8 protein-coding genes and 1 pseudogene are annotated in these 11,183 nt (G+C 64.8%); 6 read left to right on the top strand and 3 right to left on the bottom strand.

Going from position 1 to position 11,183, the window contains the following annotated elements:
• Both VGG47_RS13040 and VGG47_RS13035 read right to left on the bottom strand, forming a co-directional pair.
• Nucleotides 1–327: pseudogene (locus VGG47_RS13040) on the bottom strand (hypothetical protein); the annotation flags it as partial.
• Between the two features lie 4 nt (nt 328–331).
• The gene (locus VGG47_RS13035; RefSeq protein WP_331539246.1) at nt 332–913 is read right to left on the bottom strand and encodes a response regulator transcription factor; all 582 of its coding nucleotides are present in this window, start codon (nt 911–913) and stop codon (nt 332–334) included.
• Between the two features lie 232 nt (nt 914–1,145).
• Between VGG47_RS13035 and VGG47_RS13030 the strand changes: the two genes are divergently transcribed.
• The 4 genes from VGG47_RS13030 to VGG47_RS13015 all read left to right on the top strand — a co-directional run bounded on the left by VGG47_RS13030 (nt 1,146) and on the right by VGG47_RS13015 (nt 7,719).
• Nucleotides 1,146–2,390 carry an efflux RND transporter periplasmic adaptor subunit gene (locus VGG47_RS13030; RefSeq protein ID WP_331539244.1) on the top strand — a complete coding sequence of 415 codons (1,245 nt, stop codon included), beginning with the start codon at nt 1,146–1,148 and terminating at the stop codon, nt 2,388–2,390.
• A gap of 16 nt (nt 2,391–2,406) precedes the next feature.
• Nucleotides 2,407–5,514: an efflux RND transporter permease subunit gene (locus tag VGG47_RS13025; RefSeq protein WP_331539242.1), complete on the top strand. Its 3,108-nt coding sequence runs from the start codon at nt 2,407–2,409 to the stop codon at nt 5,512–5,514.
• Between the two features lie 5 nt (nt 5,515–5,519).
• A complete protein-coding gene (locus VGG47_RS13020) occupies nt 5,520–7,010 on the top strand; it encodes an efflux transporter outer membrane subunit (protein WP_331539240.1) in 1,491 nt (496 codons plus the stop codon).
• A gap of 121 nt (nt 7,011–7,131) precedes the next feature.
• Nucleotides 7,132–7,719 carry a cytochrome b gene (locus VGG47_RS13015; RefSeq protein WP_331539238.1) on the top strand — a complete coding sequence of 196 codons (588 nt, stop codon included), beginning with the start codon at nt 7,132–7,134 and terminating at the stop codon, nt 7,717–7,719.
• Between the two features lie 89 nt (nt 7,720–7,808).
• Here VGG47_RS13015 and VGG47_RS13010 read toward each other — a convergent pair whose 3' ends face one another.
• Nucleotides 7,809–8,516: an MIP/aquaporin family protein gene (locus VGG47_RS13010; protein WP_331539236.1), complete on the bottom strand. Its 708-nt coding sequence runs from the start codon at nt 8,514–8,516 to the stop codon at nt 7,809–7,811.
• Nucleotides 8,517–8,722: 206 nt separating this feature from the next.
• On the opposite strand from VGG47_RS13010, the gene VGG47_RS13005 reads away from it, so the two are divergent.
• The gene (locus tag VGG47_RS13005) at nt 8,723–9,397 is read left to right on the top strand and encodes a response regulator transcription factor (RefSeq protein WP_331539234.1); all 675 of its coding nucleotides are present in this window, start codon (nt 8,723–8,725) and stop codon (nt 9,395–9,397) included.
• Complete coding sequence (locus tag VGG47_RS13000) at nt 9,381–10,748, top strand: ATP-binding protein (protein ID WP_331539232.1); 1,368 nt, start codon at nt 9,381–9,383, stop codon at nt 10,746–10,748. The genes VGG47_RS13005 and VGG47_RS13000 overlap by 17 nt, the downstream gene beginning before the upstream one ends.
• Nucleotides 10,749–11,183 lie beyond the last annotated feature (435 nt).

Genomic DNA, 11,183 nt, shown 5'->3' with positions numbered 1-11,183 from the left:
GAACGCCGTCGTGAACGGTGCCGCCGGGGCGTTTTCCGAGCGCAGCGCCACCCACCCGTTCGGCGCCATGATCTGATAGGCCAAGGCTTTCGAGTTCAGCGTCAAGACCAGCTGCCGCGCCCTGTCGTCCATCACCTGCGGCGCGCTCAGCGCGTCCGCGGTCGCCGGCAGCAGGCGCTGTGCGATCTCGACCAGCGCATTGTCCAGCCGCTCGTTCACCTCGAACACGGTCAGCAGGCCGGCGGTGACGCTGCCGAGCAGCCATAACACCGCCATGGTCGAGGCCAGCAGCCAGATCAGCCGCGAAACCAGGCTGCGCCCCATCATCGTCTCAACTCCTGATCCGGTAACCAAGGCCGCGCGTGGTGCGCACGAAATCGCGCCCGAGCTTGCGCCGGATCCGGCTGATATACACCTCGATCGCGTTGCTCTCGATCTCTTGTTCGAAGGCGTAGAGCGCATCCTCGATCTGCTCGCGCGACACGGTGGCATTGGGCCGGCGCACCAGCACCCCCAGAACCGCCCATTCGCGCGCCGTCAACTCGACCTCGACCCCCTCCAGCCGCGCCGCGGCATTCAGCCGAGCGATCAACTCATCGAGATCGAACGGCTTCACCAGATAATCGTCGGCCCCGGCGCTCAAGCCCTCGATCCGGTCGCTGATCTGGTCACGCGCGGTCAAAATCACCACCGGAATGGCGTCTCGCCGCGCCCGCAGCGCGCGCAAAAAATCCAGCCCATTTCCGTCCGGCAGGTGCAGGTCCAGCAATAGCAGGTCGTAGGCCACCGTGCGCATCGCCGCATCCGACGCCGCCAGGTTCTCGAACCAATCCACCGCATGCCCCGCCTCGCGCACATGCCCCTGCACCGCGGCACCCAGGTCCGGTTCGTCCTCGACCAGCAGAATTCTCATAATTGACGCCCTGGTCCTACAAGCATGGGGCCTCCTATATCCGCCACCATCCTGACGTCACGCTGACACCGGCGCGCGGTACAAAATTCAGTTTCGCGTCAGCAACCCTCGCTATTTATTGGCCAGTCAGGTTTCCCTGCCGGAGTTTTCCTATGCGATTTTTCGATAAGTCCGCCGTGAAGTCGGCGGCGTGGCCACTTGCGTCGGTTTTCGTTAGCCGCGGGACATAAGCATGACCCAACGCCAGGTGTTTCTCTCCGGCGGTGCGTTGATCGCCGCCGTCCTCATCGGCTTCTTCGCCAGTCACGGCGGCCATGCCGTCCGCGTGGCCGGCGCCCAGGACGTCGCCGCGGACAGCAGCCCGGCGCTGCCCGCCACCATCGCCGTCTCTGCCGGCGCGCTGTCGAACATGCAGCTGCACTACGCCAATGCGGCGCTGCGCCCGCTGCTGCGCGACGTGCCGGCCACCGGCATCGTCACCTATAACGCGCTGCGTCTGGCGGACATCGTGCCACCCGCGCGCGGCCGGGTCGAAGCCATCGACGCCGTCGTCGGCGAGCAGGTGCAAGCCGGACAACGCCTCGCCGTGCTCGACAATTTCGACCTCAGCGCCGCGCGCAGCGGCGTCGCCAGCGCGCAGGCCAGCGTGATGCAGGCGCAGTCGCAACTTGAAGCCGCCACCGCCGCCTTGCAGCGCGCCGAGGACCTGGTCCGCTCCGGCGGCATGGCCCAGAGCGAGCTGGACATGCGCCGCGCCTCCGCCGCCGCCGCCCAGGCGACCCTGCGCACCCAGCAATCCTCGTTGCAGCAATGGCAAGACCACCTGGCGCAGTTGCTGCCGATCAATCCGGGCAGCGCCCCGGCTCCGACCGGCCTTCCCGATCCGCGCGATTCCGCAGGCGCGATCGTCGCCCCGTTCGCCGGCGTGGTCGATTCCGTCACCCTCTCCACCGGGCAGACGGTCGATCCGTCTCAGCCCGTCTTCACCGTCGCCGATCTCTCCACCGTCTGGGTGCCGCTGCAGGTGCCGGAAGACCAGATCGGCGCGGTGCAGGTCGGCGACACCGTCGCCCTCACTGTCGACGCCTATCCCGGCCGGACCTTCACCGGCCGCGTCGCCTATATCGCCGACAAGGTCGACCCAAACACCGGCACCATCATGGTCCGCTGCATCGTGCCGAACCAGGATGGCGCGCTGCGCGTCAATATGTTCGCCAACGGTATGATCCAAGCGCCGCTCGGCCGCCAAGCCGTGCTGGTGCCGGCGTCCGCGCTGCAAAACATCAACGGCCAGGAGGCAGTGTTCTCGCCCACCGGCCACGGGAATTTCGCCTGGCATGCAGTGCAGCCCGGGATCAGCAGCGGTGGTTCCACGCAGATCCTAAGCGGTATCGCCCCCGGCACGCCCATCGTCACCAACGGCAGCTACTGGCTGAAGGCGACGCTGATGCAGACGACCATCCCCGACGAAGGCTGAGAGAGGGTTCTCCCCCATGATTACCAAGATCATTGACGCGGCGCTCGGCAACCGGGCGGTCGTCATGGTGCTCGTCGCCGTGCTGATCGGCCTCGGCGTGATGAGCATGAACAAACTGCCCTTCGACGCCGACCCCGACATCTCGCCGCTGCAGGTGCTGGTCACCACCCAGGCGCCGGGCCTCGCCCCGCTGGACGTGGAACGCCAGGTTACCAAGCCGATCGAGCTGGCGCTGCAGGGCCTGCCGGGGATGCAGAGCCTGCGCTCCGTGTCGCGCTACGGCGTCTCGGTGCTGTATGTCCGTTTCGCCGATGGCAGCAACATCCTCACCGACCGTGACCAGGTCAGCCAGCGCCTCGCCACCGTCGCGCTGCCGCCCGGCAGCAGCACGCCGCAAATGGGCCCGCTCTCCGACGGGTTGAGCGAAATCTACCAGTTCCAGGTCGAGGGCAAAGCGCAGTCCCTGATGCAGCTGCGCACGCTGCTCGACTGGCAGATCGCGCCGCAGCTCAAGCAAGTGCCCGGCGTCGTCGACGTCAACGTCAACGGCGGCGACCTGAAGACCTATGCGGTGCAGGTCTCCGACGCCGCGCTGACCCGCTACGGCCTCTCCGTCGGCGACGTCGAGTCCGCGATCCAGAACAACGACGCCGATGTCGGCGGTGCCACCATCGGCCATAACGGCGAGGAGGCAATCATCCAAGGCCAGGGCCTGCTGCAGAACACCTCGGAGATCGGCGACATCGTGCTGCGCACCTCCGCTGGCGGCACGCCGCTTTATGTGCGCGACGTGGCGAACGTAACGTTGGCGCCGATGCCCCGGCTCGGCGGCGTGACCCGCGACGGCAAAGGCCAGGCGGTGATCGGCGTGGTGCTGATGGGCCTGGGCCAGAACACCCGCGTGGTGGCCGCACGCGTCACCGCGGCGGTCGCCGCGATCAACAAAACCCTGCCGCCCGGCGTGCAGATCGCGCCCTATTACAACCGCGCCAACCTGATCGACCGCGTGCTCGGCACGATCGCCCATAACCTCGCCGAAGGCGCGATCCTGGTCATCGTCGTGCTGTTCCTGCTGCTCGGCAATCTGCGCGCCGGCCTCATCGTCGCCTGCGCCATCCCGCTCTCCATGCTCGCCGCCGCCATCGCCATGTATGCCGCCGGTCTCTCGGGCAATCTGATGAGTCTCGGCGCCATCGATTTCGGCCTGCTGGTCGACGGCGCGGTGGTGATGATCGAGAACGTGGTGCGCCGCCGCGCCGAGTTCCCCAACCGGCCGGTGCCGCTCGTGGTGCGCGAAGCCGCCGTCGAGGTCGCCCGCCCGGTCACCTTCGCGGTCATCATCATCACCGCCGTGTATCTGCCGATCCTCAGCCTGCAGGGGCTGGAAGGCAAGATGTTCCGGCCGATGGCGCTGACCGTGATTTTCGCGCTCCTCGCCTCTCTGGTGCTGAGCCTGACGCTGATGCCGGTGCTCGCCAGTTTTCTGCTCAAAGGCAAAGTCGCCGAGCACGAGAGCCGGATCGTCCAGGGCGCGCGACGCGTCTACGGCCCGGCCTTGGCGAAAACCCAGGCCCATCCCGGCATCACCATCGGCGCCGCGGTCGCCCTGCTGGTGGTCGCCATCCTGGTCGGCTCCAACCTCGGCACCGAGTTCCTGCCCAAGCTGGACGAGGGCGCGCTCACCGTCACCACCACCAAGCTGCCCGGCATCTCGCTGACCTCGGCCCTGCAGACGCAGGAGATGGTCGAGCGCACGCTGATGCGCTTCCCCGAGGTGCAGACCACCGTCACGCTCGGCGGCAGCTCGGAGATCCCCACCGACCCGATGGGCATCGAGCAGAGCGACACCTTCATCATCCTCAAGCCGCAATCTCAGTGGAAGACGGCGCACACGCAAGCCGGCCTGGTGGCCGCCTATTCCAAGGCGCTGAACGAAGACGTGCCGGGCATCACCCTCGACTGGGCGCAGCCGATCGAGATGCGCATGGACGACATGCTGCAGGGCGTGCAGGCCGATGTCGCGATCATGATCCACGGCGACGACCTCAACACGCTGCACGACACCGCCGAACAGGTGGCGCGGGTCATCTCCGCCGTGCCCGGTGCGGCCGATGTCGAGGCCGAGCAGACCATCGGCCAGCCTTACCTGCACATCGCCGTCAACCGCAAAGCGGTGGCCCGCTACGGCCTGAACGCACGCGACGTGCTGAACGTGGTGCAGGCGCTCGGCGGCACCACGGTGGGCCAGATCGATGACGGCGTCGGCCTGTTCGACATCCGCGTCCGCATCGCCCCCTCCGAGCGCACCGACATGGCCGCCATCGGCAATCTGCGCGTCAGCAACGGCATGGGCATCTCCGTGCCGCTCAGCGAGGTGGCGAACATCACCTGGGCGCCGGGCCCTTCCGAGATCACCCATGAGGCCGGCCAGCGCGTGATCATGGTGCAGGCGAATGTGCGCGGCCGCGCCCTCGGCAGCTTCGTAGCCGCCGCCCAAGCGGCGGTGGCTCAGCAGGTGCAGCTGCCGCCCGGCTACAGCATCAGCTGGGCCGGCAGCTTCCAGAACATGCAGGAGGCCATGGCGCGGCTCTCCCTCGTCGTGCCGGTCGCGCTCGCGGTCATCTTCGCGCTGCTCTACGTGATGTTCGACAATGCGCGGCTCGCGGCGCTGATCTTCTGCAACGTGCCGTTCGCGGCGATCGGCGGCATTTTCGCGCTCACCGCGCGCGGCCTGCCGTTCAGCATCTCCGCGGCGATCGGCTTCATCGCGCTGTTCGGCATCGCCATCCTCAACGGCGTGGTGATGGTCAGCTACATCGAGGAGCGGCGCAAATCCGGCCTGGGCCTGCGCGCTGCTGCGCGTGAGGCGGCGATGACCCGGCTGCGCCCAGTGCTCACCACCGCCACGGTGGCCAGCCTCGGCTTCCTGCCGATGGCGATCTCCACCAGCTCCGGCGCCGAGGTGCAGCGGCCGCTCGCCACCGTCGTCATCGGCGGTCTGATCACCGCCACGGCCCTGACCCTGCTGGTGATCCCCGCGGTCTATCCCTGGTTCGCCGGACAGCGCGCGACGGCGCGCCAGCCCGTACTGAACCCCTCGCAGCAATCCCAGCCGGCGGAATAAATTTCATGCCACGTCTTTCCATGAAGACCTTTCTCAAACACGCGACCCTGCCGGCTTTGGCAGTGCTCGGCGGCTGCGCCGTCGGGCCCAACTTCCACCAGCCCACCGCACCCGCCGACGCCGGCTACACGCCGACGCCGCTCACCGGCACGCACGAAGCCGCCGGCCCGCTCGGGGCGGCGCAAACATTCGTGCAGGCGCAAAACATTCCCGGCCAGTGGTGGACGCTGTTCCGCTCACCGGACCTGGACCGGCTGATCAAACAGGCCCTGCAGGCCAATCCCTCGATCGCCGCCGCCCAGGCCTCGCTCCGGGTCGCCCAGGAAAATGTCCTGGCCCAGGATGGCAGCTTCTTCCCGCAGATCGGCGCGGGCGTCGGTGTAGCCAAGAACCTCACCTCCACCGCCAGCCTCGCCCCCGTCGGCGCGAATAACAAGCCGGGGTACTCGCTCTACACTGCGCAGCTCTCCATCTCCTATTCGCCGGACGTGTTCGGGCTGAACCGGCGCATGGTGGAATCACTCGCCGCGCAAGCCGAAAATAAACGCGACGAGCTGGAGGCCGCCGATCTCAGCCTCAGCGCCAATGTGGTGACCACGGCGTTTCAGGAGGCGGGCCTGCGCGCCGCGATCGCCGCGCAGCAGGACACGATCAAGGCTGACGAAGATCTCGAAACCATCATCGCCCGCCAATACGCCGACGGCGAAGTCGCGCAATCGGTGCTGCTGCAGCAGCAGACGGTGCTGGCCCAGGCGCAGCTTCTGCTCCCGCCGCTGCAACGCCAACTGGACATGCAGGAAAACGCGCTGATCGCGATGTCCGGCGGCTATCCGAACGAGGTGCTGCCGGAGAGCTTCACCCTGTCGCAGCTATCGCTGCCGCAAAACTTGCCGGTCAGCCTGCCCTCGGCACTGGTGGCGCAGCGGCCGGACATTCTGGCGGCGGCTGCGAACATGCATGCGGCGAGCGCCGAAATCGGCGTGGCCATCGCCAATCGCCTGCCGCAACTGCCGCTGACGGCGCAGCTCGGCACCTCCCCCGCCGCCATCGCCAACGCCTTCACGCCCTATAACCAGTTCTACAACCTCGCCGCCGGGCTAACCGGGCCACTGTTCAACGGCGGCACGCTGAAGCACAAGCAGCGCGCCGCCGTGGCACAGTTCGACTATGCCGCCGCGATGTACAAGCAGACCGTGATCACCGCGTTCCAGAACGTCTCCGACACGCTGCGTGCGCTGCAGACCGATGCCGACCAGCTGCAGGCGGCTCAGACCGCGGACAACGACGCGCGACAGAGCCTGGCAATCGCCCGCACGCAGTTTCAGGACGGCGCGATGGACTATGTCTCGGTGCTGAACGCCGAACAAATGTACCAGACCGCACAACTCGCTCTGGTACAGGCGGAGGTAATGCGCCTCACCGACACCGCGGCCTTGTTCCAAGCGCTGGGCGGTGGCTGGTGGAACCGCCACGATCCCACGGCTGCAGAAATGTAGGGGTGGTGAGACATCGTTTTTGTTAGCGGTCCGCTCTGACGCACGTTAGCCTCAGGACGGACATTGCGGGCGCCACACTCGAGGGTCAGGCGTAGGCTGTGAAGATGGATAGGTGAACCACATGGACAGTCATAATGAGCGCCCACCTGTAACTCGTGTCGCGGCTGGAGACGATCTATCTCCCTACGACAAAACGTCTATTGCCCTGCATTGGACGACTGCATCACTTATATTTCTGTTGTTCGGCTTGGAAGAAGTCCGCGGCTTTTTTTCTTTGAAATCTACACGGCACATGGTGGATACGATCCATGTTTCATTTGGTCTGATTCTAATTTTCGTTCTCGGACTCAGGATCATATGGCGCCTAAGACCTGGCCGAAAGACCCGCGATGCCGGCACCGGGATCATTGAACGGGCGGCCAAGGCGGTGCACTTTATCCTTTATGTATTACTGTCAGGCCAAGCATTTTTGGGTATTTTAACGCGCTGGACCGACAACCACCCGTTGACATTTTTTGGTCTTCAGATTCCATCCCCTTTTGGATCTTTTTCGAAGGCTACAGGCGATTTCGTGTACGAAATCCACGATGTTATGGCTTGGGTTATCATGGGGTTCGTTGGCGTTCACGCCACAGCCGCGCTGTTTCATCATTTTATTCTCCGGGATGACATTTTGACCCGTATGCTTCCGCGTCGGCGAAATTCGTAGACCATCCACCAGGAGACATTGTCACGTAAACGGGCGTCCGATTGTGGATGACGTGACAATGCCAGCCTGGGCAGGCGGAGGAGGCCGCCTCAGGCGTCGGCGGCGGCGAGGTTAGGGGTCTCCTTGGTCAGCGGGGCGGCCTTGCCGCTGCGGTTCCAGACAAGGCGGTAGAGCAGGCCTGAGACGGCGGCGCCGAGCAATTGGGCCGCGACATAGAGGCCAACTTCACTGTAATTGCCGGTCGCCACCGCCGGCCCAAAAGTCCGGGCCGGGTTTACGCTGCCGCCGGTGATCGGGCCGAACGCCAGGATACACACGGTTACCGTCATGCCGATGGCGAGTGGCGCCAACGCGCCCGCAGTGCCGCGCAGCGCACTGTTCAGCACCGTATTGGCGAGGAAGAAGGTTCCGATCGCCTCGAGCATGAAGCCGCCCATCAGGCTGGTGCGATGCAGGTCGATCATGGTCGCGCCAAGGTGATGCGGTGCGGCGGGACCGTAGATAAGCAAAAGTGATTCCGCCCCGGCGACACCGCCCAAAAGCTGCACGAGGATCACCGGGATAGCGTCGAGCAGTGAATGTTCGCCGGCGATCACCGCGGCGACGATCAGCGCCGGGTTGATGTATGAACCGCTATCCTTGCCGTAGGCATAGGCGAAGGCCATGATCACCAACCCGTGCGCCAATGCGATGCCGGCGATTTGGTTCGGCCCTAACACCGTGACGGCGCCGGCACCGATAAAAATAAGCGCGAAAGTTCCGATGAATTCAGCCAAGAGTGGTTTCGTGAGACGCATGGTCGTTCTCCTGTTTCCGATGAGAAGCAGGTGTGAGCGCCGCGCAGAATTCCATCCTTGCGCAATATAAAGTTACTCTAACATTATGAAAGCAGTTTCATGTACGCTTAAGTAGACGATGCTTTTTGGCGCCCCTATAGAATCTTTGTCATGTCGGGTTGGCGTGCCGTTGTTGGTTTGAAATTATGTCGACGAGGCAAAAAGATTTGGCAAATATACTGCTCATAGAGGACGATGGGGAAACCGCCGAAGAGATCACGCTAGAGTTGGAACGCTTCGGTCATGCAATTGTCACAGCTGATAGCGGCACTAATGGACTCGAGGCGGCAAGGCGCGATTTCGACGTGCTGATCGTCGACCGGTTGCTGCCCGGACTGGACGGGCTGGACGTTATCAAGACGATCCGCAGCGAGGGGATTCGTACCCCGGCAATTGTCGTCAGCGCCCTCGGCAGACTGGACGACCGGGTGCGCGGCCTGCGCGCCGGCGGTGATGACTATTTGCCGAAACCTTTCGCACTGATCGAGCTGGTGGCGCGCTTGGAGGCGGTGCTGCGGCGCCCGGCGGAAACGCGGGAGACGTTTTTGCGCCTGGGACCGCTGGAAATCGACCTGCTGTCGCGCTGCGCCGCGCGTTCCGGTCGCCGCCTGGACCTGCATGGGCGGGAGCTGGATCTGCTGGAATATTTCCTGCGGCGGCCTGGACATATCGTTACCCGCTCGATGCTGCTGCAGGATGTGTGGGGCTACCGGTTCGAGCCGCGCTCGAACGTGGTGGACGTGCACATGAGCAAATTGCGACGCAAGGTGGACAGGCCGGATGAAACCCCGCTGTTTCGGAACGTGAGAGGCCAGGGGTACCGACTTGACGAGCCTCGTTGAGCTCCTGCGGACGACCACCGTCCGCTGGAGTGGCGCGATCGCCTTGGCGCTGCTGATCCAGTCGGCGGTTTTATGCGGGCTGATCTATTGGTGGACGGTACGTCAGGCCGAATCCCAGATCGACGGCCGGCTTGTCGCTGATTGCGCCACCTTCGCGAGGCTCAGGCCTCATGCCCTGAACGCAGCCATTGATGGTATGGTCGCGGCGGATCTGCACCGCACCCATCTGGCCGCCGTGTTCGCGCCGGACGGTCGCGTGCTGGCCGGCAATATCGCCGCTTTGCCGCGGGAACTGCTGGCGCACACGGTGCCGGTCTCGGTCGGGCTGGTGCGCAGCCAGCCGCCAAATCCGCTGCCGGATCTGAGCCGCACCATCGCCTGTCCGATTGCGGGGGGCGGCCATGTCGTGTTCGCCGAGGACATGGATGGGCTGACGCGTCTGCGGCAACTGATCGAGCGGGCTTTGCTGCTGGTCACAGCGCCTGCCGGGGCGATCGCCATCGTGCTCGGCATCTGCCTCAGCCTGCGTGCGCAGACCCGCTTCCGCATCGTCCGCAAGGCGGTCGAGGACGTCATGGCCGGCAAGCTGCAGCGGCGCTTGCCGGTGCACAGTGCGCCGGACCCGTTCGGCCGCCTATGCAGCGCCGTGAATGCGATGCTCGACCGGCTCGAGGAGGCGGTGGATGATCTGCGCGCGCTGGGCGACGACATCGCCCATGAGCTGCGCACGCCGCTGACGCGGCTGCGCGCGCGGCTGGAACGCGGCTACCAGGATGCGCGCACGCCGGACGAGTTCCGCGATGCCGGCGAGCGCACGCTGCGCGATATCGACCAGGCGCTGTCGATTGTCTCCGCGATCTTGCGCTTGCGCGAAATCGACGATGGCAAGCGCGCGGCGAATTTCACCCGCGTCGATGTCGCGGCGCTGATGCGCGATGCGGCGGAGCTGTATCTGCCAAGCGCGGAAATGTACGGCATCTCGCTACGCGTCGATGACAGCCCAGCCGCCGATTGCTTTGCCGATCACGACCTGCTGATGGAGGCGGTCTGCAACCTGATTGACAATGCCGTGAAGTTCACGCCGCCTGGCGGCGTCGTGCGTTGCGAGCTGCGCGGTGAGAACGGTGTAGCGCGGGCGATCCGCATTACCGATACCGGGCGGGGCATCAGCCGCAGCGAACGCGAGGTCGTGCTGCGGCGCTTCCACCGGGGCAGCCAGCACAGTGCCGTGGCAGGGCACGGCATCGGCCTGGCGCTGGTGGCGGCGATTGTGCGTCTGCACGGCTTCTCGATGCGGATTGAGGATGCAAAGCCCGGCTGCGACGTGACGATCCTCTGCGACGCGTCGTGAGATCACCCGGTCTCCGCCCGCCATTGTGGCCCATACTTTCTTCTCAGCCAACCGCATCGCAGGAGCCTTCGCATTCGACCTTAAAGAATAAACCCTGACGCTAGCTGTTTCAGAGTACGTGAATGGAAAGAAGAACAGCGCGCAACCAATTTGATTTGCTCCTAAATGGGTAAAATCCCTTAGACACTGCGCTCAGGGGTTACATCCTTTCCTTTCGCGCCGTGAAGTTCCCGCGTTTTAGTGGAGGGGTGTGGCTTAGGTTTTTACGTTCATGGCATGCCGTTTTTTTCATAGTTACTCACCAGTCGGCAATATAGGCGACACTGGGCGCTCTGAAGAATGAGCGGACGAGGTCTGGCAACCGACGAATCTCGGCGAGTTGCGCTTCGACTTTATCGAGCAGTTTTTCCCCCTTGCGCAGTGGATTACGGGCTA

Origin of the sequence: Acidocella sp. (assembly GCF_036489515.1) — a bacterium.
GTDB lineage: Bacteria > Pseudomonadota > Alphaproteobacteria > Acetobacterales > Acetobacteraceae > Acidocella.
Note: the sequence above shows the minus strand (reverse complement) of the source record. Positions and strands in the feature narration are given on the sequence as shown.

Bases quoted from the DNA above. Each gene is read 5' to 3' on its own strand.
- VGG47_RS13035 (WP_331539246.1), bottom strand. From the start codon at position 913: ATGAGAATTCTGCTGGTCGAGGACGAACCGGACCTGGGTGCCGCGGTG.
- VGG47_RS13015 (WP_331539238.1), top strand. From the start codon at position 7,132: ATGGACAGTCATAATGAGCGCCCACCTGTAACTCGTGTCGCGGCTGGA.
- VGG47_RS13025 (WP_331539242.1), top strand. From the start codon at position 2,407: ATGATTACCAAGATCATTGACGCGGCGCTCGGCAACCGGGCGGTCGTC.
- VGG47_RS13020 (WP_331539240.1), top strand. From the start codon at position 5,520: ATGCCACGTCTTTCCATGAAGACCTTTCTCAAACACGCGACCCTGCCG.
- VGG47_RS13030 (WP_331539244.1), top strand. From the start codon at position 1,146: ATGACCCAACGCCAGGTGTTTCTCTCCGGCGGTGCGTTGATCGCCGCC.
- VGG47_RS13010 (WP_331539236.1), bottom strand. From the start codon at position 8,516: ATGCGTCTCACGAAACCACTCTTGGCTGAATTCATCGGAACTTTCGCG.